Source organism: Patulibacter defluvii, from assembly GCF_034096925.1.
Lineage (GTDB): Bacteria > Actinomycetota > Thermoleophilia > Solirubrobacterales > Solirubrobacteraceae > Patulibacter > Patulibacter defluvii.
The window spans coordinates 234,187-259,661 of record NZ_JAWZSQ010000001.1 but is presented as its reverse complement, the minus strand read 5'-3'; the positions used below and the strand labels follow the sequence as shown (position 1 = coordinate 259,661).

Here is a 25,475-nt window from a genome sequence, read left to right as displayed (position 1 = left end):
GTCGCCGTCCGTCACGCGTCGCCCCCGTCGCGCGGGCCGAGATGGCGCCGGAACCAGGCCGTCGCGCGCTCGGCGGCGTCGACCACCTGGGCGCGGCCGGTCCAGCCGTGGCCGGCGCCGGGGTAGAGCACCAGCTCGGCCTCGCAACCCACCTCGACCAGCGCCTGGTACTGCTGCTGGGCCTGCGACGGTGGCACGCAGCGGTCGTCGGCGCCGTGCAGCAGCAGCGTCGGGGTTCGGCAGCGGTCGGCGTGGGCGACCGGCGACCGGCGCCGGTACTCGGCGTGCCCGGTCCGCGGGTCGCTGTCGAGCAGCAGCTCGTCGAAGCGCGGGATGTTGGTCGTGTGGTGGAAGCTCAGCCAGTCGGCGACGGCGGCGATCGGCACCGCGGCGGCGAACGCGTCGCACTGGGTCGGCGCCCAGGCGGCCATGAAGCCGCCGTAGGAGACGCCGGTGATCCCGACCCGCCGCGGGTCGATCGCGCCGCGGTCGGCGAGCGCGTCGATCCCGGCCAGCAGGTCGCCGAGGTCGGCGCCGCCCATGTCGCCGACGTTGGCGGTGGCGAACGGCTGACCGCGACCGGAGCTGCCGCGCACGTTCGGCAGCAGCAGCGAGAAGCCGGCGTCGAGCAGCGCGATCCCCAGCTGCATCCGGGCCGGGCTGAAGGCGGCGGTCCAGGCGTTGGTCGGCCCACCGTGGACCGCGACCACCAGCGGCCCCGGGGCACCGTCGTGGTCGACCGGCCGCACCAGCAGGCCCTCGATCGCGAGTCCGTCCTCGGCCGTCCAGCGGACCCGCTCGACCGGCGGCGTGCGGTGGTCCCGCAGGTCCGCGTTGGGGTCGGCGATCGGACGCCAGGCGGCACCGGCGCCGCGGCCGTCGAGCCGCGCCGGCGCGGGTGCGACGTCGGGCGCCTGGAAGCCGGCGACCACCGTCCCGCCGTCGTCGCTGACCGCCGCCCAGGCGCCGTTGGCCAGCCCGACCAGCGCGTCGCCGCGCCACCAGCGGTCGACCGCGCCGGTCGCCGGATCGAGCGCCCCGCAGGCGCAGCCGAGCCCGTCCTGGGCGACCAGGAAGAGTCGCCCGTCGGCCAGCCACGAGAGCGTCATCGCCTCGACCGGGAACCGCCGCGTCGGGCCGTCCTCGGGGCCGAGCACGACGACCTCGCCCTGAACCTCGGTGCGGTCGCTGGCCAGGCCCTCGACCAGCGCGATCGTGCCGTCGGCGCGGATCGCCGGCGACTGGATCTGGCGCCGCGGCCGGTGCACGATCCGCGCGCCGCCGCCGGGCTCGGGGTCGATCGTCGCCAGCACCGCGTCGTACCAGGCGCCCTCGTCGGGACGCTCGCTGACGACCGCCGCGACCGGGCCCGTACCGCGCCAGTCGAACTCCCAGACGTTGAGCGCCGCGGGGCCGACGGCGGTCCAGGCCGCGCCGTCGACGTCGAGCAGCGCCAGCCGCCGCCAGGCCTGCCGCGGCCGCCGGACGATCGCCGCCGCCGCGGCGCCGGCGCCGATCGCGGTCCCGCCGCGGGCGCCCGCCCGGTCCGATCCCGGCTCGGCGATCAGCGCCAGCAGCCGCCGGCCGTCGGCCGACCAGCGCAGCGCCTCGACCGCGCCCTCCGGGGCCGCCAGCGCGCGGATCCGGCCGTCAGGCTCGCGCACGCAGGGCCGCGGCAGCCCGCCGCCGTCGCGGTCGGCGGCGAAGGCCAGCCGCTCGCCGTCGGGGGCCCAGAGCGGCAGGTCGTGGACGCCCTCGGCGGCGGTGGCCACCACCAGCGGCGGACCGCCGGCGAGGGCGACGATCGCCAGCTCGCTGCCCGCCGGCCCATGGTCGGGCGCGACCGCCGCCCGCACCACGTAGGCCGCGCGGCGACCGGCGGCGTCGGGCGCGACCGCCCCGACCTCGTGGCTCTCGAGCAGGTCGGCGAACCGCAGCGGCGGCCGCGTCATCGGGTCGCGACCGCGTCGGCCGGCGCCGGCTCGGCGGCCAGCCAGCTGCGCTCGCCGCTCGGGATCGACGCGATCAGCCGCTGCGTGTAGGGGTCCCGCGGACGGTCGAGGACGTCGGCGCACGGCCCCTCCTCGACCAGCCGCCCGCGGCGGAGCACGTAGACCCGGTCGGCGATCTGGCGGACGACGGCGAGGTCGTGGGTGACGAACAGGTAGCTCAGCCCGCGGTCGCGTCGCAGCTCGGCCAGCAGGTTGAGGATCTGCGCCTGGACCGAGACGTCGAGCGCCGAGACCGCCTCGTCGCAGACGATCAGCCGCGGATCGGCGGCCAGCGCGCGGGCGATCGCCACCCGCTGCCGCTCGCCGCCGGAGAGCGCCACCGGCTTGCGCTCGGCGTAGGCCGCCGGCAGCCCGACCTGCTCCAGCAGCGCGGCGACGCGGGCCCGCGGATCGCCGCCGCGCGGCTGGTGGACCGTCACCGCCTCGCGCAGGGTCGCGCCGACGGTGCGGGCCGGGTTGAGGGTCGAGTACGGGTCCTGGAAGACCATCTGGACCGCCCGCCGGACCTGCCGGCGCTGCTCGCCGGCGAGCCCCGCGGGATCGGTGACGTCGATCCCGTCGATCACGATCCGGCCGGCCGTCGGCCGCTCCAGGCCCAGCAGCAGCCGGCCGAGGGTCGTCTTCCCCGAGCCCGACTCGCCGACCAGGCCGACGACCTCGTTGGCCGCGACGTGGAGCGCGACGTCGTCGAGCGCGGCGACCCGGCGGCCCCCGCCGGCCCCGTCGCCGAAGCGCTTGCCGAGGCCCTCGACCCGCACCAGCGGCACTGCCGGCGCCGGCGCCGGCGGGGCCACGGCCACCCCCGGCTCGCGCCGTGGCGTGGCCCGCAGCTCGGCTTCGATCTCGTCGATCCGCGCGCAGGCCGACCGCCGGCCGTCGAGCGCGACCGTCGCCGGCCGGCTCGTGCGGCAGCGTTCGGTCGCCCAGGCGCAGCGGGCGGCGAAGGCGCAGGCGTCGCGGACGTCGTCCGGCTCCGGCACGCCGCCGGCGATCACCGGCAGCGCCGCCAGCCGCCGGTCGACCGGCGGCTCGGTCCGCAGCAGCCCGAGCGTGTAGGGGTGCATCGGCGCCGCCTCGATCGCCGCCGCCGGCCCCTCCTCCAGCACCGATCCCGCGTAGAGCACCGCGATCCGGTCGCAGACCGAGAACGCCACGCGCAGGTCGTGGGTGATCAGGATCAGCGCCATCCCGCGTGAGCGCTGCAGCTCGGCGATCCGGGCCAGGATCTCGCGCTGGGTGGTCGCGTCGAGCGCCGTCGAGGGCTCGTCGGCGATCAGCAGCCGCGGGTCGCCGGCCAGCGCCGCCGCGATCCCGACCCGCTGGCGCATCCCGCCCGAGAGCTGGAACGGGTAGGCGTCGGCGACGGCCGGATCGTCGATCCCGACCTCGGCCAGCCGCCGCACCGCCTCGTCGCGGCGCGCGGCCCGGCTCGGCCGCCGGCCGCGGTCGTCGCGCAGGGTCTCGGTGATCTGCGCGCCGCAGCGCATCAGCGGGTCGAGCATCGTGAACGGGTCCTGGAAGAGCAGCGCCACCTCGCTCCCGCGGACGGCGGTCAGCTCGCGCGGGCCGAGCGTCAGCAGGTCGCGGCCGCGGTAGCGGACCTCGCCGGTGGCGTCGACCCCGCGCGGCAGCAGCCCGACCACGGCGCGGGCGCTGATCGACTTGCCGGAGCCGGACTCGCCGACGATCGCCAGCGCCTGGCCGGCGGCGACCTCCAGGTCGACCCCGCGCGCGATCGTGCGCGGCGCGCCGCCCAGCCGGCTGGTGATCGTCAGGTCGCGGATCCGCAGCAGCGGCTCGCTCATCGGGCCCTCCCCCGGTCGGACAGCTGCTCGTAGAGCCAGTCGCCGAGCAGGTTCATCGCCACCGCCAGCAGCACCAGCGCGATCCCGGGGGCCAGCGCCGCCGCCGGGTTGTCCTCGATCAGCGACAGGTTCTCGCTCAGCATCCGGCCCCAATCGGCGGTGCCGGGGTCGACGCCGATCCCCAGGAACGAGAGCGCCGACAGCGCGACTAGCGCGTAGGCGAAGTTGAGGAACGCGTTGGCGACGACGATCGGCATCACGTTCGGCCAGACGTGGCGGAGCATGATCCGCCACGACGAGAGCCCGAGCGTGCGGGCGGCGTCGACGTACGGCCGGCCGCGCTGCTCGAGCGTGACGCCGCGGACCAGCCGCGCGTCGAAGGGACCGACGAAGAGGATCAGGATCGCCACCGCCGCCAGCTGGCCGCCGCCGACCACCCCGACCACCACCAGCACCACGACCAGCGACGGCAACGCGTAGACGGCGTCGGACAGCCGCATGATCACGGCGTCGCGCCAGCCGCCGCGGTAACCGGCGACCAGCCCCAGCAGCGCTCCGAGCAGGGCCGCGCCGAGCACGATCGCCGCCGGCCCGAGGACCGCGCCGCGGGCGCCGGCGATCACCCGCGAGAGCACGTCGCGGCCGGAGTCGTCGGTCCCCAGCAGGTGGTCGCCGCCCGGCCCCTGGACGCCGGCCAGCAGGTCCTGGGCGGCCGGGTCGTGGGGCGCGACCGCCGCGCCGAGCAGCGCGCAGACGAGCACCACGGCCAGCACGACGATCGCCAGCAGCACCGGGAACGGCGGGCGCCGGCGGGCGCGGCGGGGCGCGGCCGGGACCGCGATCGGACCGCTGCTCATGCCGCGCTCCGGCCGTAGGCGATCCGCGGATCGACCCGGGTGTAGAGGACGTCGATGGCCAGGTTGACCACCACGATCACCACCGCCAGCAACAGCACCACGCCCTGCAGCAGCGGCACGTCCTTGCCGGTCACCGCGTCGACCAGCAGGCTCCCCAGGCCGGGCAGGGCGAAGGTCGACTCGACCAGGATCGTCCCCGTCAGCAGCACCGTAAGCACCGCGCCGGCGGCGGTCAGGATCGGGATCAGGGCGTTGCGCAGCGCGTGGCGCACGACCACCTCGCGCAGCGGCACCCCGCGGGCCAGCGCGAAGCCGACGTAGTCCTGCTCCAGCGCCTCGGCCATCGCGGTCCGGGTGATCTTCGTGATCAGCGCCAGGCCGGTCAGGGCCAGCGCCAGCGCCGGCAGCGTCAGGTGCCAGAAGCGATCGGCGACGCCCGACCCGGGGCCGTAGCTCGGGAACCAGCCGAGCGTGACCGCGAACAGGTAGAGCAGCACGACGCCGGTGACGAACGCCGGGGCGCTGACCCCGACCACCGTCAGGCCGACGATCGCGCGGTCGGCCGTCGTCCGGCGGCGGACCGCGGCCACGATCCCGAGCGGGACGCCGACGCCGACCGCGACCACGAAGCCGTAGCCGGCCAGGAACGCCGTCACGCCGATCCGGTCGCCGATCATCGCCGTCACCGTGCGGCCGCTGCGGACCGAGGTGCCGAGGTCGAGCTGGACCGCGTCGACCAGCCAGCGGCCGTAGCGCTCCAGGAACGGCAGGTCGAGGTGGAACTGGTGGCGCAGCGAGGCGACCAGCTCCGGCTTCGCGGGCCGGGTGCCGAGCAGCACCTGCTCGGGGCTGCCCGGAGCCAGGTCCATCAGCGCGTAGACGGCGAACGACAGCAGCACCAGCAGCAGCACCAGCGCCAGCAGCCGCCGGGCCACGAAGGCCGCCAGCCGTCTGCCGCTCATCGGGTCGTTCCTGACATCGCCGCGCTCCTCTCCCGCCCGCCGACGTCGGCGGGCAGCCGGCAACCTATCCGCGGTCCGCCCGGGTCGACGTCCGTCGATGGTCGAATCTCCGCCGCCCGGCATCCGACTTCCGTCGCACGTGACGGTGGCGGTCGGGCCTAGACTCGGGCCATGGCGGTCCAGGACCAGATGCGCGAGCGCGACGAGCCGCTCGCGCCCGACGCGCGGCTGGCCCTCGAGCGCGACGGCGGCTCGCTGGGGACCCGGCTGCAGGAGATCGCCGACACCGTCGCGGAGGAGCTGCGGCGGCCGGTCGCGATCGACGACCGCCACCTGCGGCTGATCGTCCACACGCCGCACGGCGACGACGTCGACCGGATCCGGCTCGACTCGATCCTCAAGCGCCCGTTGCCGGCCGACGTGATCGCCTGGGTCGAGGCCCGCGGGATCCACCAGGCCGCCGGCGCCGTCCGCGTGCCGCCCAACCCGGAGCTGGGGATGGACGCCCGGATCTGCGCGCCGATCCGCGGCGGCGGCCACCTGCTCGGCTACCTGTGGCTGATCGACCGCGACCAGGACGCGACCGACGGCGAGCTGCGGCGGCTGGAGGCGATGGCCGACGACGCCGGCGTCGTCCTCTACCGCGGGCTGCTGCTGCGCGACCTCGACCGCAGCCGCGAGCGCGAGCTGCTGCGCGACATCCTCGCCGAGGACGAGGGCGTCCGCCGCCAGGCCGTCCAGCAGCTGGTCGAGGACGAGGTGGTCGAGCGGGACGGCCCGATCGTGGTCCTCGTCGCCGAGACCGCGGCCGCACCGGGAGCCGCTGGCGGCAGCGCCCGCGGGGCGGCGCTCGACACCGCGATCCACCGCGTCCGCCGTCACCTGACCCCGAAGCGCGCGCTGCACCTGGTGCGGCCCGGGCACGTGCTGCTCGTCGTCTCGGCCAACGAGACCAGCGTGCGGCGGAACGGGATCTCCGGCCTGGCGGCCCAGGTCCGCGAGGAGGTGACGCGGACGGTCGATCCGGCCGAGCTGCCGGTGCGGGTCGCGATCGGCAGCCGGGTCGAGGGCCTGGCCGACGCCCGCCGCTCCTACGACCAGGCCCAGCGGGCGGCGCGGGTGGCGAGCCTGATCCGGGCCCGCTTCGGCGACGTCGTCGCCTGGGACGACCTCGGGATCTACCGGATGCTGGCCGAGCTGCCGCTCGGCGACCTCGACCAGCTGGCCCTCCACCCCGGCCTGCGGACGCTGCTGGCGCGGCCCCAGACCCACTTCCTCGTCCACACCCTGGAGCGCTACCTGGACCGCGCGGGCGACGCGGCGGCGACGGCGGCCGACCTCTTCGTCCACCGGACCACGCTCTACCACCGCCTGCGCCGGATCGAGGAGATCGGCGGGCTCGACCTGGCCGACGGCGAGCAGCGGCTGGAGCTGCACCTGGGGTTGAAGATCGCCCGGCTCCAGGGCCACGAGTGGTCGGACGCCGCCGCGACCGGCTGACCGGCGGGCGGCGTCCAGCGGGGTCAGCCGAGGATCCGTGCCGCGCCGAAGCCGGCGGCCAGGGTGCTGCCGGTGGCGAACCGCTCGGGCGAGAACTGGGCCAGCCCGGGATCGGGATCGGCGCCGACCAGCAGATCGGCGATCCGGCGGCCGAGCGCCGGCGCGAGCTTGAAGCCGTGGCCGCTGGTGCCGGCGCTGACGTGGATGCCGTCGGCGACCGGGCCGATCACCGGCTGCCAGTCGGGGCTGACGTCGTAGAGGCTGCCCCAGCCGCCGGCCGGCTCGGCGTCGGCCAGCCCGGGAACGCGCCGGATCGCCGGCTCGACCAGGGCCAGCGACTCGTCGCCGGCGACCGTCTCGACGTAGTCGTCGGGATCGGCCTGCGGCTCGGCCAGCAGGCTGCCGAGGCCGAACTGCTCCTGGCCCTCGGGCTTCAGGTAGTAGCCGCCGCGGACGTCGCCGAGCACGTAGGGCACGCGCGGAGCGTCGCCCCAGCCGAAGGTCGCGACCACGTGGCGCTCGACGATCAGCGGCAGGTCGACCCCGATCGAGCGCAGCAACGGGCCGGTCCAGGGACCGGCGGCGATCAGCAGCCGCTCGACCTCGTGGACGTCGCCCTCCGCGGTCCGCAGCCGGGCCCCGCCGGCCGCCCGCGGCGTCAGCTCGGCGATCGCGGTGTGGGCGTGGACGGCGACGCCGTGGCGGCGCGCGTCGTCGACCAGCCCGCGGGTGGCGCCGACCGGATCGGCGTGGCCGGCGCCCGGCTCCCAGACCAGCCGCTCGCCGGGTTCGACCCGCAGCTCGGGGTGGTCCTCGGGCCGCGACTCGGCGACCGCGACGCCCAGCGCCTCCAGGTTCGCCAGCAGCTCGTCGAGACCGGGACCGGCGTCCTCGGCCCGGTGGACGTAGAGCATCCCGGTGCGGACGAAGCCGGCGTCGGCCCCGTCGATCGCCTCGCCGAAGCGGCCCAGCAGCTCGATGCTCTCGCGCGCCATCCGGGCCAGGAAGGGGTTCGTGTAGCCGGCGCGGCAGACCGCGCTCGAGCGGCCGGTGGGTCCGGCGGCCGGCGTCTCGCGCTCGAAGAGGGCGGTGGTCACCCCGGCCCGTCCCAGGTGGTGCGCGACGCTCGCGCCGTGGATGCCGGCACCGATGATGCCGACCTCGTAGTTGCTCATGCTCGGGGCTTCCCTTCGGGTTCCAGGTGCTGCAGCAGGGCGTCGGCGACCGCGTTGGCGTCCGCCGCGACGACGACGTCGGCGACCCGGCAGAGGTCGGCGTCCGGGTCGTGGTTGACGGCCACGACCGTGCGGCTGTCGCGCATCCCGACCAGGTGCTGGACCGCGCCCGAGACCCCGAACGCCAGGTAGAGGTCGGGGGCGACGGTCGCGCCGGTCTGGCCGATCTGGTGCTCGAACGGCAGCCAGCCCGCGTCGACCACCGCGCGGGTGGCGCCGAGGCCGGCGTCGAGCGCCGCCGCCAGCCGCCGGAAGCGGTCGACGTTCTCGGGACCGCCGATCCCGCGGCCGACGGCCACGACCACCCGCCGGCCGCGCAGCGGCGGCGGGCCCATCGGAGCGGACGCCGGGGCGTGGCGGGTGCGGGTCGGCGCCGTGGCCGCCGGCGCGAGTCCGGAGCGCACGGTGCGCCGCTCGACGACCGCCGCCGGGACGACCGCCTCCGGTTCGGCGGCGTCGGCCGCGGCCCCCGCGCGGACGAGGGCGATCAGCGGTCCGTGGCCGTCCGGGCGACGGTCGAGCAGACGGTCGGCGCCGCCGTTGACCACCCGCCGCAGGCCGACGCCGTCGGCCTCGGGCACGATCCGCTCGACCGCCCACGCCAGCTGGCCGCCAAGCCGCACCGCCAGCCAGCCGGCCAGGTCGCGGTGGGCGGGGCGGTCGGCCAGCAGGACCACGCGCGCGTCGCGGGTCAGCTCCAGCAGGGCCTCGCCGGCGGCGCCGACCGGTCCGTCCAGGTCGAGGCCGTCGGCGAGCAGCACGCGCCCGACGCCGAGGCCACGGTGGTCACCGTCGTCGTGGGCGAGGATCGCGGTCAGCGCCGCCGGCGACCAGTCGGCGGCCAGCGCCGGCAGGACCTCGCCGGCCGCCGCCGCGCCGTCGGCGGCGATCGCGACCAGGGGCCCGCTCATGCCGCGGCTCCGGCGAGGGCGCCGACCAGCGCCAGCAGCTCGTCGGCGGCGGCCTCGGCGGCGACCCGGCGGCGGGCGCGCTCGCGGACCGGGCCGGGGACGACCTTCAGCGGCGCGGCCGGCCACGACCCGGCGGCCGCGTCGGGGTCGCCCGGGACGACCTCGATCGGCGCGGTCCGGGCGGCGATCACCGCCGACAGCCGCGGTGCCCGCAGCGGGCGTCCGTCGTCGGCCAGCGAGAGCACGACCGGCAGCGGCGCCTCCAGCCGCTCGATCGTGCCGTCGGCCGCGGCCCGCTCGGCGACGATCCGGCCGCCGTCGAGCCGGGCCTCGCGCGCGCGGGCGACCAACGGCCAGCCGAGCGCCGCGGCGGCCGCGCCGGGCAGGGCGCCGGACGAGCCGACGCTGCTCTCGTCGCCGAGGGCCAGCACGGCCAGGTCGTCCCGCGCGGCGGCGACGGCGGCCAGCAGCCGCGCGACCGCGACGAGATCGGGGGCAGCGGCCGGCGGCGCGACCCGGGTCAGCGTCGTCGCCCCGCGCGCCGCCGCCTCGCGAAGCGCGCCGTCGGCGTCGGCACCGCCGACCGTGACGGCGGCGACGTGGTCGGCCTCGCCGGCCGCGCGACGGTCGGCCGCCCAGGCCAGCGTGCGCTCGTCGACCGGGTCGAGACGGCGGTCGCCGAGCGGCGCGAGGGCACCGTCCTCCGTGGTCCGCACGAGCGGCACGGCGAGCGGCGCCGACGTGATCGGGAGCAGGATCCGCGGCACGTTCGACACCGTAGGTCGCGGCCGGCGCCCGATCGTCCTACGGCCGGCCGACGATCGCGCCCGCGGATTCGTCAGCTGTCGCGCGGCGCCGCCGACGGGGGCTCGTAGCGTGGATCGGGTGCTCGACCTGGCCGCGCTGCCCGCCCTCGATCCCGCGCTCGCCGATGCGCTGCGCGACGAGCAGCTGCGGGTGCTGCTGCAGGATCCGGTCCGGCCACTGGCCCCGACCGGCGCGCCGGCGCCCGCGCTCGCCTTCCACCGCGGGCTGCCCGGCTACGCGCCGACGCCGCTGCGCGAGGCGCCGGTGCTGGCGGAGGCGCTCGGCGTCGGGCGGGTCCTGATCAAGGACGAGTCGTCGCGGCTGGGGCTGCCCGCCTTCAAGATGCTGGGCGTCGCCTGGGCCGGGGGCCGGGCGGTCGCCGAGCGGCTGGGCGTCGCCCCGGAGCGGATCGCGAGCCTCGACGACCTGGCCGCCGTGGTCGCCGCCGGGCCGCCGCTGCGGCTGGTGACGGCGACCGACGGCAACCACGGGCGGGCGCTGGCCCGGTTCGGGCGGACGATCGGGCTGCCGGTCCACGTCGTCGTGCCGGCGGCGATGCGGCCGGCCCGGATCGCCGCGCTGCGCGACGAGGGCGCGAGCGTCGAGCAGATCGCCGGGACCTACGACGACGCCGTCGCCGACGCCGCCCGGATCGTGCGCCAGCACCCGGCCGACCTGCTCGTCTCCGACACCACGACCGACGGCGACGACGCGGTCGCCCGCTGGGTGATCGAGGGCTACGAGACGATCGGCCGCGAGATCGTCGACGCGCTCGGCCGCGCGCCCGACCTGCTGCTGGTCCCGATCGGCGTCGGCGGCCTGGCGGCGGCGATGGCCCGCTGCTTCGCCGACGCCGGCTCGCGGCTGATCGGCGTCGAGCCGCTGGAGGCCGCCAGCACCGCCGCCTCGGTCGCGGCCGGGCGGCTGCTGGAGCTGCCCGGGCCAACCGACTCGATCATGGCCGGGCTCAGCTGCGGGACGCCGTCCGAGGCCGCCTGGCCGACGGTCGCGGCGGCCTTCGCCGGCCACCTGGTGGTCGGCGCGACGGCGGCGCGGGCCGGGATGCGGGTCCTGCGCGCGCTCGGGATCGACGGCGGCGAGTGCGCGGGCGGCGTGGTCGGGGCCTTGCTCCAGGCCGCCGACCGGCAGCGGGCGGCGCTGGCGGCCGGCCCCGCCAGCACCGTGGTCCTGATCGCGACCGAGGGCGTGACCGACGCCGACGGCTACCGGGAGCTGGTCGGCGCGGTCGCCTGAGCCGCCCCGCTTGCCATATACCCCCTGGGGGTATACCATCGGTCCTCCGAAGCGCACGAGAGGACCCGAGATGAGCACCACCCACGCCCACCACCACGAGCACGCCGCCCACGGCGGCGCGGCCGCGGCGGGCGGCGTCACCAGCGCGCTGGGCGGCTACCTGCTCAGCCCGATCGCCGCCCCGGGCGCGGTCGGCGAGGCCGGCACGCTCTCGTTCCGGATCCTCGGCGCGGACGGCGGCGCGGTCACCGACTTCGCCGCCTCGCACGGCAAGCGGCTGCACCTGATCGTCGTCCGCAGCGACGGCACCCACTTCCGCCACGTCCACCCGACCCTCGCCGCCGACGGCACCTGGTCGCTGCCCTGGGAGTGGGCGGCCGCGGGCAGCTACCGGGTCTACGCCGACGCCGTCCCGACCGACGGCACGACCGCGACGCCGCTGACGCTGACCCGCACGGTCGACGTGGCCGGCACCTTCGCCCCGCGACCGCCGGCCGCGACCACCACCGCCACGGTCGGCGGCTTCGACGTGACGCTGCGCGGCGAGCTGGTGGCCGGTTCGAGCGCCGAGCTGATCGCCCACGTCACCCGCGACGGGCAGCCGGTCACCAGCCTCCAGCCCTACCTGGGGGCGTTCGGGCACCTGGTCGCGCTGCGCGAGGGCGACCTGGCCTACCTGCACGTCCACCCCGAGGGCGACGAGCCGCAGGACGGCGCGTTGTCCGGGCCCGAGGTCCGCTTCCTGGCGGTCGCGCCGACGCCCGGCCGCTACCTGCTGTACCTGGACTTCCAGGTCGACGGGCAGGTCCTGACCGCCCCCTTCGTGGTCGACGCCGCCCGCGCCAGGCACCACCACCACGGCTGAGCCGCCGTCCCGCCGCGCCGCCGGAGCCCCGCCATGCGCCTGTTCGCGATCCGCGACTACCGCTACCTGTTCAGCGCCCAGATCATCGCGCTGTTCGGGACCGGCCTGGCCACGGTCGCGCTCGGGCTGCTGGCGTACCGGCTGGCTGGGCCCGACGCGGGAGCGGTGCTCGGGACGGCGCTGACGATCAAGATGGTGATGTACGTCGTGATCGCGCCGCTGGCCGCCGCGGTCGTCGACCGGCTGCCGCGGCGGGCATTCCTGGCGACGCTCGACGTGGTCCGGGCCGGGGTGGTGCTGGCGCTGCCGTTCGTCACCGAGGTCTGGCAGATCTACGTCCTGATCGCCGTCCTCCAGTCGGCGTCGGCGGCGTTCACCCCGACCTTCCAGGCGGTGATCCCCGACATCGTCAACGACGAGGCCGACTACACCCGGGCGCTGTCGGCGTCGCAGGTGGCCTACACGATGGAGAGCCTGCTGAGCCCGGTGCTGGCGGCGGTGGCGCTGACCCTGATCTCGTTCAACTGGCTGTTCGTCGGCACCTCGATCGGCTTCGCCGCGTCGGCGCTGCTGGTGCTCTCGACCCGGATCCCGAACGCTCGCCGGCGGGTCGACACCAGCGCCTGGGAGCGGGTCGCGTCGGGAATCCGGACCTTCGTCGCGACGCCGCGGCTGCGGGGCGTGATGGCGCTGAACCTGGTCGTCGCCGCGGCCGGCGCGATCGTGGTCGTCAACACGGTCAACTACGTCCGCGACGCTCTCGGCGGCAGCCAGGCCGACGTCGCCTGGATGCTGGCTGCGTCCGGCGGCGGGACCCTGCTGGTGGCGCTGGCGCTGCCCCGCGTGCTCGACCGGGTGGCCGACCGCTCGGTGATGCTGACCGGCGCCGCCGTGCTCGTCGCGGGCGTCGGCGGCGCGGTCGCGCTCGCCGCCGGCGACGTGGGCGCCTGGGCCGGCCCGGTCGCCGTCTGGGTGCTGATCGGCGGCGGGATGGCGCTGATCGTCACGCCGACCGGCCGCGTGCTGCGGCGCTCGGTCGAGCCCGACGCGCTGCCGCAGGTCTTCGCCGCCCAGTTCTCGCTCTCGCACCTGGCCTGGCTGGTCACCTACCCGATCGCCGGCTGGATCGGCACCAGCGCCGGGTTCACCGTCACCTGGTCGATCCTGGCCGGGCTGGCCGTTGCCGGGACGGTGGCCGCGGCGGCGCTGTGGCGGCGGGCCCCGGCCGCGCCCCGCGGCGACCGCCCGCTGCGGCGCGCGGCCGAGCCGGCCGCCGGCACCCTCGCCGCCGGTCAGTGCAGCTGCGTGCGGCCGGTCTGACCCGTCGGCCAGCCGCACGGCGGCCCGCCCCTCCGAGCCGCCAGAATCGCCGGCCGTGTCGTCGGTCGTGATCCCCACCGTGCCCGTCCTGATCCCGCTGACCGCGGTCGCGTTCGCGCTCGCGATCCGCTGGCTGCGGCGCCGGGACGGCCTGACCGTCCCGCGCGCGGTGGTCGCGGCGGTGGCGTGCGTCTACGGGGCCGGGATCCTGAGCCACGTGCTGCTGCCGTACCCGATCGGCACCAGCAGCGGCGAGTCGTGGCGGGTCTGGCTGCACCTGACGCCGTTCGTCGACGTCGTCGACGACCCGATCGGGATCGTCCTCAACGTGGCGCTGTTCGTGCCGCTCGGCGTGCTGCTGCCGCTGATCGGCGGCGTCCGGTCGCTGGGGCGCGCGCTGCTGCTCGGGTTCCTGGTCAGCCTGGGGATCGAGGTCGTGCAGTTCCTCTCGGCCGTGACCGTCAGCGAGGGGCGGATCGCCGACGTCGACGACCTGATCGGCAACAGCCTCGGCGTGCTGCTCGGCTACGTCGGCTTCCGGCTGGCGGTGCGGGTGCCGGCGGTGGCCCGGCTGACGGCGCTGGCGACCTGGCCGCCGCCGGTCAGCCCGTCACCACCGTCCGGTCGGTCGTCGGTGCCGGCCGGGGACGGATCCTGACCCTCCTCGAGGTCTGGACCGGCGCGATCCCGGCGGCCCGGACGCTGGCGCGGTTGACCAGGCCGCCGCGGGGCGCGTCGCGGTCGACCCGGACGCCGACCCGGTAGGTCCGGGCCCGGCCCGGCGCCAGGCTGGCGATCGCGGCGAAGCAGAGCCGGCCGCGCTTCAGCCGGCCGCCGCCGCGGGCGACCACGGTCACGTGACGCGGCAGCTCGTCGCAGACCACCACGTGCCGCGCCGGGCCGTTGCCGCGGTTGCCGACCTTGATCGCGTAGCGGACGTTGCGACCCGCGGTGACGACCGTCGCGCTGGAGACCTTCGTCAGCCGCAGCCGTGGCGTGCCGGCCGCGGGCGGCGGCGCAGGGGGCGGCGGCGCCAGCGGCGGCGGGCCCTCGGCGGTCGCGGTCTCGACGGTGGCGCGCGCCGGCGGCGAGGCGACCGGAGCCGCCCCGGAGCCCGGCGGGGTGCCCGCCGCGCTGGCGACGTTGACCAGCGGCTGGCCGGTCAGGTCCTCGGCGACGACCACGTAGGTCGCCGTGCAGGTGACCGTCTGGCCCGGTCGCAACCTCGTCGCGCCGTCCGGGCAGGTGACGGCGGACATCCGGCCGTGGCCGTTGAAGTCGCCCTCGTCGACGCGCACGCCCGTCAGGGTCACGTTGCCGGTGTTGGTGACGACGAACGAGTAGGTGATGACCTGGCCCGCCGCGGTGGCCCGCTCGCGGTCGGCGCGCTTGACCAGCCCGATGCCCGGCTTCGGGTCCTGCGGGATCCTCGCCCGTGCCCGATCCGAGGTCACGGGATCGCCCGCCGGCGGCGTGCCGCTGGCGGTGGCGCTGTTCTCGACCGAACCGCGGTCGACGTCGGCCTGCGTCACCGCGTAGGTGGCGGTGCAGGTGACCGACTCCTGCGGCGCCACGCTCGCGGCCTCCGCCGGACACGTGATCTCGGACAGCTCGCCGGTGCCGGAGAAGTCGCCCTCGGCGACCGTGACGTCGGCCAGCGTCACGTTGCCGGTGTTGGTGACGGTGAACGAGTAGGTCACCGTCTCGCCGGCGACCAGCTCGCTCCGGTCGGCCGTTTTCACCAGCGCGATCGCGGGTGCCGGCTCGGCCGGAATCTCGACCCGGGAGGGCTCCGACGTGACCGGGTCGCCCGAGGGCGGTCGGCCGGTCGCCGTGGCGCTGTTCTCGACCGATCCGCGGTCGACGTCGGCCTGGGTCACCTCGTAGGTCGCCGTGCAGGTGACTGACCGCTCCGGCGCCAAGCTCCCCGCCTCCGCCGGACACGTGATCTCGGACAGCTCGCCGGTGCCGGAGAAGTCGCCCTCCGCCACGGTGACGTCCGTCAGCGTCACGTTGCCGCTGTTGGCGACGACGAACGAGTAGATGATCCGCTGACCGGCGTGGGTGATCGTGTCCGTGTCCGCCGACTTCACCAGCCCGATCGCGGGTGCCGGCTCGGCCGGGATCTCGACCCGAGAGGGCTCCGACGTGACCGGGTCGCCCGAGGGCGGCCGGCCCGTCGCCGTGGCGCTGTTCTCCACGGATCCGCGGTCGACGTCGGCCTGGGTCACCTCGTAGGTCGCCGTGCAGGTCGTCGACTCACCGGGGTCGAGGGCGGTGTCGGGGCAGGTCACCTCGGAGAGGTCGCCCGAGCCGCTGAACTCGCCCTCGTCGACGGTCACGTCGGCCAGCGGCTGCTTGCCGCTGTTGGTCACCTCGAACGAGTAGGTGATCGTGCGGCCCGCAACCAGCTCGTCGCTGTCGGCGCTCTTGCGCAGCGTGATCGCGGGCAGCGAGAACGTGGTGCAACTGCTGCCCGCCTCGCCGCAGCGCGGGGTGGTCGGCGGGTCGTCGGCGTCGTAGGCGGTCGCGGAGGGGAACGCGACGTTCGCGACCTCCTTGTCGCCCCCGTCCTTGACCACCACGTCGTAGGTGATGACGACGTCCTTCCCGGCCGGCAGCGGACCGTCCCAGGCCAGCAGCGTGCCGTGCCGCGACGGCGGATCGACCGCCTGGCCGTCGATCGTCGCGCGCAGGCTGCCCTCGACCAGGTCGGCGTCGTCGAGCACCCCGGCGAGGTCGTCGAACACGACCGCCGGCTGCTGCTCGGTGAAGTCGGCCGTTCCCGAGTTCTCGCCGAGCACCTCGTAGCTGACGGTGTCGCCGACGCGAGTGGCAGCGCTGCCGTCGGTCGTCTTGGAGACCTCGAGCGCGGGCTCGCTGTGGAACGCGACGGTGCTGCAGCCCGGCAGGTCGAGCCCGGCGTGGGCGGTGATGTTGTCCGCGCAGTTCTCGTAGGTCTTCGGCGACGGGTCGGCGCCGCGGGGCGTGTCGGAGGTGACGTCGACCGTGATCGTGCACGACGTCTCGCCCGCGGCCAGCCGGCCGTCGGCGATCTCGACCGCCCCGCCCCCGGCGGTGGCCGTGACGTCGGCCTGGCAGCTGCCGCCGACGTTCGCGGGATCGGCGATCACCAGTCCGTCCGGCAGCGTGTCGGTGAAGCTCCAGCCGTTCTTGGCCGCCAGCTCGCTCGTGTTCGTGACCGTGAAGGTCAAGGTCGAGGTGCCGCCGGTCGGGACCGAGGTCGGGGCGAACGACTTGTCCAGCTGCGGGGTCGCGTCGACCAGCCGGGGGTTGTCGTAGGCGAAGTCGTTGCCCTGGCTCGAGCCGATCAGGTTCCGCATCCGGAAGCCGAGGGTGCTCGCGGCCTCCGGGCTGACCAGGTACGAGCCGTTCGAGAAGTAGTGACCGGCGGCCACGTAGCCGCCGCCGTTGCCCCAGCCACCGAGGTCGGGAGAGGTGTAGTACGCCACGCCGGGATCGGTGCAGGCGCGGATCGGCGTGGCGTTCAGGGGCAGCTGCTGCCCCTGCGACACCAGGTAGAAGTTCAGCCGCGAGTTGTTCTCGCCCCCGCGGTAGGCGCAGGAGACCTCGGCCACGTCGATCGAAGCGGCGAAGAAGCGGCTGCCGTCGACCGTCAGGTTCAGCGGCGAGGACTCGAAGACGATCGCGTCGTCGGGCCCGTCGACGGCGCCGGTCCAGGCGGTGACGGCGTGGTTCGTGCGCGTGGCCGCGGTCGACCCGTTGACCGGGGTCGCGGTGCTCGCGCTGCCTTGGACGCCGGCGTTCACCTGGCCGAGCACGTCCGCCAACCGCCGCACGTTCGGCTGAGCCGAGTTGCCGGTGGTGCAGTACCCCGAGGGGAAGACCGTGCCCTGGTACTGGAGGAGGGCGCCGTTGCACTGGTCGGTCCGGACCCAGTAGGCGTTCGAGGAGTAGCGCACGCCCCCCTCTCCCTGGTAGTTCGCCAGGCTCGTCGCGGTCGCCCCGAGCCCGTTCTCGAACTGCTCGTCGAAGATCACGCGCGGCGCCGAGGGCGTGCCCGGGTTGCCCGGTTACGCCTGCGCCGCAGCCGGTCCGGCCGCGCCACCGACGATCAGCAGCGCCACGGCCGCGGTCGCGCGGGCGAACCTCGTGGCGATCGGGCGGGACACCATCGACAGCTCCTGGAGACGCGGGTCGTGCACCCGCGGCAGTGCACTGATCACTGCCCGGGACACCCTGTTGTGACGTTCGCGCCCACCAGGCCCGCCGCCTACGGAGCCCGTCACAAAGTTCGTCGTCGGGCTAGCTGTCGATCACAGGGTCTGGCCGCCGGTGCGCCCGGGTGACCCGGCGGCGGCACCCGGGGATCGGACGATCGGCCAGTCGCCGGCATCGGCCCGACCAGCTCGTACAGTACGCGCGTTCTTCGCCACCCACGGGTCGCGGAGAAGGGGGCAAGCGTTGCGATCCACGATTCCGAGGACCGTCGTCCGTGCCGTCCCGCCGCAGTCTCCCGCCGAGCTCCCGCCGCCCCGACGGCGGCCGAACGTGACCTGCGCCAGGGACGCTCCGCGCGGGCTCGCCGGCATCCTGGGCCTGTTCGAGGCGGGCCTCGCCCGCGGGCTCTCGCCGGCCCGGATCCTGGTCGGCAGCGGGCTGACGGCCGCGGCGCTGCGCGACGTCCACCGCACGGTGGCGGCGTCAGCCGAGCTGACGGTCGCGCGGAACCTGATCGAGGCCCTCGGCGATCGGCCGGGACTCGGGGTCGAGGCCGGCCTGCGGATGACGGTCGGGACCCTCGGCGTCTACGGCTACGCCATCGCCTCCGCGCCGACGCTGCGGGAGGCGCTGGCGACCGCGGGCCGGTTCCGCGGTCTCTCCCCGGGGCTCGTCCGCTGCGACTGCCAGCAGCGTCCGGACGCCACCACCCTGCTCTTCGACGATCGCGCGATCCCGGTCGACGTCCGCGACCTGCTGCTGGAGCGCGACCTCGCCGCCCTGCTGCCGCTCTTCCGGATCATCACCGGCGGCCCGCTGCCAGGGCCGCTGGAGACGCGTCTCACCGGCGCCCGGCTGCGGGCGCTGAGCGACGCCGCCGGGCCGGCGACGGTCCTGGGCGGGCAGCGCGCGAACCGCGTCGTGATCGCCGCGGCCCGGCTCGCCCGGCCCTCGCCGATGGCGGATCCGGTGGCGCACGCGGTCTGCCGGCTGGAATCCGAGCGCCTGGTCGGCGCGCGGGCCCGAGGGACGACCACGACCGAACGCGTCCGGCTGCGGCTGCTGGCCGAGCCCGACCAGCGGATCACCGTCGAGCAGGTCGCCGGCGACCTCTTCCTCTCACCGCGCGCGCTGCGACGGCGGCTGGCCGAGGAGGGCAGTTCGTTCCGGCGCGTGCGACGGCTCGTGCTCGTCGGCGTCGCCGCCGAACTGCTGCAGGGCGGGTCGCAGCCCGTGGCCGAGGTCGGCCGCCGGCTCGGCTTCGCCGACGCCACCTCCTTCAGCCGCGCCTTCGCCCGTTGGACCGGCCGATCGCCGCGGCAGTACGTGCTCGCCGGCGTGCGGGAGGGGGACCCGGAGACCGCCGCCGGAGGCACCGAGCGGTCGCCCTCGACCCCGTCGCCCCGGGAACGTCACCGAGTCGACGCGTTCGCGCGGCCCGGCCAGACGTCGAAGCCGTCGGACTCGTAGGACGGGCCGGGCAGCGCGCAGCGGCCGCGCTGGCTGGACTCGCGCAGGATCGCGACCGGCTGCCCGCTCGCGAGCCGCCGCAGCAGCTCGTCGCAGTTCGACGCCAGCCGGCCGCCCGGTCCACCGGTCTCCCCGAGCGACCAGGCCGGCACGCCGCCGAGGGCGAGGATCGGCTGGGAGGGCGTCTGGGCGACGGTCGATCCCAACGCCTCGGCGTGCCGCGTCCAGAAGCCGGGCGTCGCCGCGATCGCCGCGACGGCCATCGCCTCGATCGCGACCCAGCGCACCACGGGCCGCCGCGCCACGGCCGCGAGCCGCGGCTGGAGCCCGACGAGCAGCCCGGCGACCGCCGCCGCCCCGATCGCCCACGCGGCCTGGCGGAGCGGGGTGCGGTCGAGCGCGAAGCCCGCGAGCCAGCGGTCGAGCGAGAGGCCGATCAGGGTCGCCTGGACGACGACGACCGCCGCGACGGCGGCCGCCAGCACCGCGCGACGGACGCCCGAGGCCGCCGACCAGACGGCCGCCGCGAGCAGGACGCCGCACGGCAGCAGGTACCGCACCGCCTGCGAGGCCGCCTCGGGCAGCGCATGGCCGTAGAAGAAGAGCAGGCCGGTGGCGGGGGCGATCGTCCACGCCAGCGCGCCGATCACGCCGGTCGCCGCCACCACGCGCCGCAGCGGATCGCCGCGCCGGATCGCGATCGCGAGCGCCCCGAGGGCGGCGACCGGGATCCACCACACCAGCCGCACGTAGCGGTCCCAGACGTGCTCGACGAGCGCCAGCGGGTGGTCGACGAAGCGATCGGTGAGGGCGCGCAGCAGCGGCGGGACCGGATCCCCGAAGGAGGTGGCCGCCAACGGCCAGGCCGGGTGACCGTGCAGCACCGCCGTGCGGGCCATCCAGACGCCGCCGACGAACGCCGACAGCGCGAGCGCCGCACCCCAGGCCCAGCGGCGCCCGCGCCCCAGCGGCCACGCCCGCCGCCGCGACCGGACCGCGAGCACGATCGCGAGCAGGGCGCCGCAGGCCGCGGTCGTCTTGATCCCGACGGCCGCGAACAGGCCGCAGGCGCCCAGCAGCAGCGCCGTCCCGGCCGGGTCGTCGCGCCGCGCTCCGGCGACCGCGAGCGCCGCACCCGCGGCCAGCAGGGCGGCCGCGGGAAGATCGGTCGCGACCTGGCCGCCCTGGGTCGCCGCGACGGTCGTCATGGTGACCGTCGCGGTCGCGCCCCACGCCGCCAGCGGCGAGCCGCGGAGCCCGCGGGTCAGCGTCCAGGTGCCGAGCGCGAGGACGCCGAGCGCCACCGGGCCGACCAGGTTCCCGACCGCGGTCGAGCCCGTGACCGCGATCAGCCAGCCGATCGTGAGCACGTCGCCGAGCGGATAGGCCTCGACGGCGAAGGTCTCGATCACCGGCTTGCGACCGGCGAGAGCGCCGTCGGGGAGCCAGCTGGCCACGGTGGCGAGGTGGTAGCCGCGCCCGTCGAATCCGAGCATCGGCTCGAGCGTGGTCAGCACCGCGAGCGTGACGACGCCGGCGAGCGCCGCGCTGACCATCGGCGCCGCGGCGAGCGTGTCCCTCGCCCGCGGTGCGGGACGAACGGCGACGAGGACGGCGAGCGAGCCGAGCGCGGTGGTCCCCCCGGCGACCACGGTCGGATGGTCGAGACCGGGAAGCTGCGTCGCGAGTCCGGTCACCTGCATGGTCAGCCACGATCCGATGACGGTGCCGAGCAGCCGGTGGGCGACGTCCTCGCCGCCCGCGTGTCCCGCGAGCCGCCAGCAGGCCGCGATCATCAGCGCGATCACGGCGATTCCGGCGAGGGTGTGGATCCAGAACGGCATGGCGGCGTCGCCGGCCACCAGGCCGACGTCGGGACGCGCGCGTGGAGCCGGCCGCCTCCGATCAGCGGAACGGCCGCATGCGGACGCCGCACGCGCGGCGGTCGACGCTAGACGCGGACCGCCCGCGGGCGAAGCCGTCAGGGCACAACGGTCATCCACGTGGCCGCTTCGGGCACGTGGACGGCGAAGGGCCATCGACGACGAGTTGGCGTAGACGATCGACGCAACCGGGAGGGGGCCACGATCCAGGCCAGCGGAGCGCGGTCGCGCAGGACCGGGCGGCTAGAGCTGCCGTGGCTCGTCGGCGGGATCCGGCCCGAGCAGGAACAGCTCGGTGCAGACGTCGCCGTCGGCGTCGCGGCCGGGCACACCTGGATCCTTGACTCTCCATATCGGATCCAATAGTTTGGGATTGTGTCCACCATGCCGCCGGTGCTGAGGCTCGCCACCGACATGGGCGGGACGTTCACCGACCTGGTGATCGACGACGGCCGCGGCGGGCTCGAGCTGCACAAGGCGCCGACCACGCCCGAGGACCCCGTCCGCGGCGTGCTGGACAGCGTCGACGTCGCCGCCGCCGCGCGCGGCACCGACCGGGCGGGGCTGCTGCGCGACGCCGGGGTCTTCGTCCACGCCACGACCCGTGCGCTGAACGCGATGCTCACCGGGCGCACCGCCCGCACCGCCCTGCTCACGACCGCCGGCCACCCCGACGTGCTGCTCTTCCGCGAGGGCGGACGCGCGGATCCGTTCGACCTCGCCGTCCCCTACCCCGAGCCGTTCGTCCCGCGGTCGCTGACCTTCGAGGTGCCCGAGCGGATGCTGCCCGACGGCACCGTCCGCCGGCCGCTGGACGAGGACGCCGTGGTCGCGATCGCCGACCGCCTGCGCGAGCGAGCGGTGGAGGCGGTCGCCGTCTGCCTGCTCTGGTCGGTCGTCGCCCCGGCGCACGAGCGGCGGGTCGGCCAGCTGCTGGCCGAGCACCTGCCGGGCGTGCCGGTGACGCTGTCGCACCAGCTCAACCCGACGCTGCGCGAGTACCGCCGCGCGTCGTCGACGGCGATCGACGCGGCCCTCAAGCCGACGATGAGCGCCTACGTCGCCGACCTCGACGCGCGGCTGCGCGCCGACGGGTTCGGCGGCGAGACGCTGCTGGTCAGCTCGACCGGCGGCACGCTCGACGCGCCCCGGGCGGCCGCGGCCCCGATCCACCTGCTCGGGTCCGGTCCCGCGATGGCGCCGGTGGCCAGCCGCCGCGTCGTGGCCGCCGCCGCGGACCGAGTGCCGGCGGCCGCCGCCCGCACGGCGATCGTCTTCGACACCGGCGGCACGTCGTGCGACGTGAGCCTCGTCCGCGACGGGACGATCCTCACCACCCGCGAGACCTGGATCGGCCCGATCGGGCTCGGTCACATCACCGGCTTCGACTCGGTCGACGTGCGCAGCATCGCCGCCGGCGGCGGCAGCGTCGCGTGGGTCGACGACGGCGGCCTGCTGCGCGTAGGCCCCCGCAGCGCCGGGGCCGATCCCGGGCCCGCCTGCTACGGCCGCGGCGGCGTCGAGCCGACCCTGACCGACGCCGCGCTGCTGACCGGCCGGATCGATCCAGACTTCTTCCTCGGCGGCGCGCTGCCGCTCGACGCCGACGCCGCCCGGGCGGCGTTCGCCCCGCTCGCGGTCGCGCTCGGCCGCGACCCGGTCGCCGTCGCCCTCGCGACGCTCGACCTGGCCACCGAGCAGATGGCCGCGGCGGTCGAGTCGATCACGCTCCGCCAGGGCATCGATCCGCGGCGGGCGGTGCTCGTCGGCGGCGGTGGCGCGGCCGGGCTCAACGCGGTCGCGATCGCCCGCCGCCTGGGCACCCCGAGCGTCGTGGTGCCGGCGATCGGCGCCGCGCTCAGCGCCGCCGGAGCGCTGATCTCGCCGCTGATGGAAGAGCACGCCGTCACCGCCCCGACCGCCCTCACCCGGCTCGACCGGCCCGCGGTCGCGGCGATCCTCGACGACCTCCGGGCCCGCTGCGCCGCGTTCGCCGCCCGTCACGCCGACCCGGCCGCGGCCCGGATCGAGCTGACGGTCGAGGCCCGCTATCGGGCCCAGGTGTGGGAGATCGAGGTGCCGCTCGACGAGCTGACCCTGGCGGACGAGGCCGAGGAGGCGGCCTTCGCCGAGCGGTTCCACGCCGCCCACGAGCGGACCTTCGGCGTCCACGACCCCGACGGGGCGATCGAGCTGCTGACCTGGCACGGCCGGGTGCGCTGCCCGCCGCCCGGCGCCGAAGCCGACGCCGCGACGGCGGCGGCCTCCTCCGACCTCGACGCGGCGACGGCGACGGTCCGCCCGCTGCACGTGCGCCGCGGCCCCGACGCCGCCCCCGTCGACGCGCGGGTGTGGCGGTGGGGCGCGCTCGTCCCGGGGACCGCGATCGACGGGCCGGCGATCGTCGAGAGTCCGGTCACGACCGTCGTCCTGCCCCCGGGCGCCACGGCCGTCCTGACCGCCGCCGGCGACCTCGTGATCGATCCCGGGACCGACGACGCGCCGGCCGGGGCGGGGAGCGACCGGACGGTCGTCGCCGGAGGCGCCCCGTCCCGCAGCGCCGACGACGACGCCCGGAGCGATCGATGAGCACCCCCACCGCCGACGGCGTCGACCTGGCCCTCTACGCCAGTCGCTTCGCCCAGATCGTCGACAGCATGGCCAACACGCTGTTCCGCTCGGCGCGGTCGGGCGTGATCAACACCGCCCACGACTTCTCCTGCTGCCTGGTCGACCACCGCGAGGAGATGGTCGCGGCGACCCGCTCGATCCCGATCCACGTGATGAGCGGCCCCGAGCTGCTGACCCGGGCGATGAAGCGCTTCCACCCGACGCTGCGGCGGGGCGACGCGTTCCTCCACAACTCGCCGTACCACGGCAACTCGCACGCCGCCGACCACACGCTGCTCGTCCCGGTCGTCGACGACGATGGGCGCCACCGGTTCACCGTCGTGGCCAAGGCCCACCAGGCCGACTGCGGCAACGCCGAGCCGACGACCTACTACACCGAGGCCCGTGACGTCTACGCCGAGGGCGCGCTGATCTTCCCCTGCGTGAAGATCCAGGAGGACTACCGCGACAACGAGGACCTGATCCGCATGTGCGAGGCGCGGATGCGGGTGCCCGAGCAGTGGCGCGGCGACTACCTGGCCCTGGTCGGCTCGGCCCGGATCGGGGAGCGGTTGCTGCGCGAGCTCGCCGACGAGGTCGGTTGGGACGAGGTCGCCGCGCAGGCCGAGGCGTGGTGCGACTACGGCGAGCGGCGGATGGCGGCGGCGATCGCGCGCATGCCCGCCGGCGAGGCGACCTGCTCGACCGTCCACGACCCCTTCCCCGGCTGCCCCGACGGCGTGCCGATCCGCGCGAGCGTGCGGATCGACCCGGACGCCGCCCGGATCGCCGTCGACCTGACCGACAACCCCGACTGCCTGCCCAACGGGTTGAACCTCACCGAGTCGACGTCGCGCACCGCCGCCCTGATCGGGATCTGGACGACGGTCGGCGGCGACGTGCCGTCCAACGGCGGGGCGTTCCGCCGGATCGACGTGGCGCTGCGCGAGGGCTGCTGCGTCGGGATCCCGGTCCACCCGCACTCCTGCTCGGTGGCGACGACCAACCTCGCCACCCGGACGGCCAACACGGTGTCGCGCGCGATGGCCGAGATCGGCGAGGGCCTCGGCACCGCCGACCACGGCCTGATCCTGCCACCGTCGGCGGCGGTCGTCTCGGGCCTCGACCCGCGCCACGACGACGCCCCGTTCGTGAACATGCTGATCCTCGCCGGATCGGGCGGGGCGGCCGCTCCGCGCGAGGACGCCTGGCTGACCACCGGCGACGTCGGCACGCTCGGCATGCTGCGTCGCGACTCGGTCGAGATCGACGAGCTGCGCTTCCCGCTCTGCGTCGAGACGCAGCGGATCATCCCCGACAGCGAAGGCGCCGGCCGCTTCCGCGGGACCCCCGGAACGCTGGTGGAGATCACCGCCCTGGGCACCGACGTCGTCGCCCACTGGGCCAGCGACGGTCACGTCCACGGCCCGCAGGGCGTGCGCGGCGGCGGACCCGGCGGCCCGGCCGACCAGCGCCTCCGCACCCCCGACGGCCAGGAACGGCCGCTGCCGGCGTACGGCGCGGTGACGATCCACGACGGTGACACCGTGATCTCGATCTGCACCGGCGGCGGAGGCTACGGCCCGCCGACCGAGCGCGAACCGGAGCGGGTGGCCCGCGACGTCCGCGAGGGATGGGTGACGCCGGAGCGGGCGCGCGAGGTCTACCGGGTCGCCGTCGACACGGCGGGCGTCGTCGACGCGGCGACGACGGCGACGCTGCGCGGCGGTCCGGCAGCCGGCTAGCGCATGTCCCGTACGGTGGCGGGGCGGGACATGGTC

17 protein-coding genes are annotated in these 25,475 nt (G+C 76.2%); 8 read left to right on the top strand and 9 right to left on the bottom strand.

The window, feature by feature from the left end; translation table 11 throughout:
- Positions 1 to 11: 11 nt before the first annotated feature.
- Genes SH587_RS01040 through SH587_RS01025 form a run of 4 tightly spaced genes read right to left on the bottom strand, consistent with a single transcriptional unit; the run spans position 12 to position 5,636 of the window.
- Entirely contained in the window at positions 12 to 1,952 is a 1,941-nt protein-coding gene (locus SH587_RS01040; protein ID WP_320668684.1) for a S9 family peptidase, read from the bottom strand.
- Positions 1,949 to 3,817 carry a dipeptide ABC transporter ATP-binding protein gene (locus tag SH587_RS01035; RefSeq protein WP_320668683.1) on the bottom strand — a complete coding sequence of 623 codons (1,869 nt, stop codon included), beginning with the start codon at positions 3,815 to 3,817 and terminating at the stop codon, positions 1,949 to 1,951. Before SH587_RS01035 ends, SH587_RS01040 begins: the two co-directional genes overlap by 4 nt.
- Complete coding sequence (locus SH587_RS01030) at positions 3,814 to 4,674, bottom strand: ABC transporter permease (RefSeq protein WP_320668682.1); 861 nt, start codon at positions 4,672 to 4,674, stop codon at positions 3,814 to 3,816. Before SH587_RS01030 ends, SH587_RS01035 begins: the two co-directional genes overlap by 4 nt.
- Positions 4,671 to 5,636 carry an ABC transporter permease gene (locus tag SH587_RS01025; RefSeq protein WP_320668681.1) on the bottom strand — a complete coding sequence of 322 codons (966 nt, stop codon included), beginning with the start codon at positions 5,634 to 5,636 and terminating at the stop codon, positions 4,671 to 4,673. The genes SH587_RS01030 and SH587_RS01025 overlap by 4 nt, the downstream gene beginning before the upstream one ends.
- Before the next feature lie 171 nt (positions 5,637 to 5,807).
- Between SH587_RS01025 and SH587_RS01020 the strand changes: the two genes are divergently transcribed.
- Positions 5,808 to 7,136: a helix-turn-helix domain-containing protein gene (locus tag SH587_RS01020; protein WP_320668680.1), complete on the top strand. Its 1,329-nt coding sequence runs from the start codon at positions 5,808 to 5,810 to the stop codon at positions 7,134 to 7,136.
- A 23-nt stretch (positions 7,137 to 7,159) separates the two neighbouring features.
- Here the strand turns inward: SH587_RS01020 and SH587_RS01015 are convergent, their stop codons facing one another.
- The 3 genes from SH587_RS01015 to SH587_RS01005 are packed head-to-tail and all read right to left on the bottom strand — an operon-like array spanning position 7,160 to position 10,049.
- The gene (locus SH587_RS01015; protein WP_320668679.1) at positions 7,160 to 8,311 is read right to left on the bottom strand and encodes an NAD(P)/FAD-dependent oxidoreductase; all 1,152 of its coding nucleotides are present in this window, start codon (positions 8,309 to 8,311) and stop codon (positions 7,160 to 7,162) included.
- Positions 8,308 to 9,282: an electron transfer flavoprotein subunit alpha/FixB family protein gene (locus SH587_RS01010; RefSeq protein WP_320668678.1), complete on the bottom strand. Its 975-nt coding sequence runs from the start codon at positions 9,280 to 9,282 to the stop codon at positions 8,308 to 8,310. The genes SH587_RS01015 and SH587_RS01010 overlap by 4 nt, the downstream gene beginning before the upstream one ends.
- Entirely contained in the window at positions 9,279 to 10,049 is a 771-nt protein-coding gene (locus SH587_RS01005) for an adenine nucleotide alpha hydrolase family protein (protein WP_320668677.1), read from the bottom strand. The genes SH587_RS01010 and SH587_RS01005 overlap by 4 nt, the downstream gene beginning before the upstream one ends.
- Before the next feature lie 118 nt (positions 10,050 to 10,167).
- Between SH587_RS01005 and SH587_RS01000 the strand changes: the two genes are divergently transcribed.
- The 4 genes from SH587_RS01000 (at position 10,168) to SH587_RS00985 (ending at position 14,186) form a co-directional block, all read left to right on the top strand.
- Complete coding sequence (locus SH587_RS01000) at positions 10,168 to 11,343, top strand: pyridoxal-phosphate dependent enzyme (protein WP_320668676.1); 1,176 nt, start codon at positions 10,168 to 10,170, stop codon at positions 11,341 to 11,343.
- Positions 11,344 to 11,413: 70 nt separating this feature from the next.
- Entirely contained in the window at positions 11,414 to 12,208 is a 795-nt protein-coding gene (locus SH587_RS00995; protein ID WP_320668675.1) for a DUF8832 domain-containing protein, read from the top strand.
- Positions 12,209 to 12,241: 33 nt separating this feature from the next.
- On the top strand, positions 12,242 to 13,528 hold the full coding sequence (locus SH587_RS00990; RefSeq protein ID WP_320668674.1) for an MFS transporter: 1,287 nt from the start codon (positions 12,242 to 12,244) through the stop codon (positions 13,526 to 13,528).
- A 79-nt stretch (positions 13,529 to 13,607) separates the two neighbouring features.
- A complete protein-coding gene (locus tag SH587_RS00985; protein ID WP_320668673.1) occupies positions 13,608 to 14,186 on the top strand; it encodes a VanZ family protein in 579 nt (192 codons plus the stop codon).
- On the opposite strand, the gene SH587_RS00980 is transcribed toward SH587_RS00985, so the two are convergent.
- Entirely contained in the window at positions 14,131 to 17,550 is a 3,420-nt protein-coding gene (locus SH587_RS00980; RefSeq protein ID WP_320668672.1) for a CLIPPER-2 domain-containing protein, read from the bottom strand. The genes SH587_RS00985 and SH587_RS00980 overlap by 56 nt on opposite strands.
- A 511-nt stretch (positions 17,551 to 18,061) precedes the next feature.
- Between SH587_RS00980 and SH587_RS00975 the strand changes: the two genes are divergently transcribed.
- On the top strand, positions 18,062 to 19,201 hold the full coding sequence (locus tag SH587_RS00975) for an AraC family transcriptional regulator (RefSeq protein WP_320668671.1): 1,140 nt from the start codon (positions 18,062 to 18,064) through the stop codon (positions 19,199 to 19,201).
- On the opposite strand, the gene SH587_RS00970 is transcribed toward SH587_RS00975, so the two are convergent.
- Entirely contained in the window at positions 19,144 to 21,045 is a 1,902-nt protein-coding gene (locus SH587_RS00970; protein WP_320668670.1) for a hypothetical protein, read from the bottom strand. The two genes, SH587_RS00975 and SH587_RS00970, sit on opposite strands and share 58 nt — an antisense overlap.
- A gap of 423 nt (positions 21,046 to 21,468) precedes the next feature.
- On the opposite strand from SH587_RS00970, the gene SH587_RS00965 reads away from it, so the two are divergent.
- Together SH587_RS00965 and SH587_RS00960 are read left to right on the top strand one after the other, a co-directional pair.
- Complete coding sequence (locus tag SH587_RS00965) at positions 21,469 to 23,673, top strand: hydantoinase/oxoprolinase family protein (RefSeq protein WP_320668913.1); 2,205 nt, start codon at positions 21,469 to 21,471, stop codon at positions 23,671 to 23,673.
- Positions 23,670 to 25,439, top strand: coding sequence for a hydantoinase B/oxoprolinase family protein (locus SH587_RS00960; protein WP_320668669.1), 1,770 nt, complete (start codon positions 23,670 to 23,672; stop codon positions 25,437 to 25,439). Before SH587_RS00965 ends, SH587_RS00960 begins: the two co-directional genes overlap by 4 nt.
- The last annotated feature ends 36 nt before the right edge of the window (positions 25,440 to 25,475 follow it).

Coding starts and splice junctions, on each gene's coding strand:
- SH587_RS01020 (WP_320668680.1), top strand. CDS start 5,808: ATGGCGGTCCAGGACCAGATGCGCGAGCGCGACGAGCCGCTCGCGCCC.
- SH587_RS01015 (WP_320668679.1), bottom strand. CDS start 8,311: ATGAGCAACTACGAGGTCGGCATCATCGGTGCCGGCATCCACGGCGCG.
- SH587_RS00995 (WP_320668675.1), top strand. CDS start 11,414: ATGAGCACCACCCACGCCCACCACCACGAGCACGCCGCCCACGGCGGC.
- SH587_RS01040 (WP_320668684.1), bottom strand. CDS start 1,952: ATGACGCGGCCGCCGCTGCGGTTCGCCGACCTGCTCGAGAGCCACGAG.
- SH587_RS01025 (WP_320668681.1), bottom strand. CDS start 5,636: ATGAGCGGCAGACGGCTGGCGGCCTTCGTGGCCCGGCGGCTGCTGGCG.
- SH587_RS00960 (WP_320668669.1), top strand. CDS start 23,670: ATGAGCACCCCCACCGCCGACGGCGTCGACCTGGCCCTCTACGCCAGT.
- SH587_RS00970 (WP_320668670.1), bottom strand. CDS start 21,045: ATGCCGTTCTGGATCCACACCCTCGCCGGAATCGCCGTGATCGCGCTG.
- SH587_RS01010 (WP_320668678.1), bottom strand. CDS start 9,282: ATGAGCGGGCCCCTGGTCGCGATCGCCGCCGACGGCGCGGCGGCGGCC.
- SH587_RS01030 (WP_320668682.1), bottom strand. CDS start 4,674: ATGAGCAGCGGTCCGATCGCGGTCCCGGCCGCGCCCCGCCGCGCCCGC.
- SH587_RS01035 (WP_320668683.1), bottom strand. CDS start 3,817: ATGAGCGAGCCGCTGCTGCGGATCCGCGACCTGACGATCACCAGCCGG.
- SH587_RS00965 (WP_320668913.1), top strand. CDS start 21,469: ATGCCGCCGGTGCTGAGGCTCGCCACCGACATGGGCGGGACGTTCACC.
- SH587_RS00990 (WP_320668674.1), top strand. CDS start 12,242: ATGCGCCTGTTCGCGATCCGCGACTACCGCTACCTGTTCAGCGCCCAG.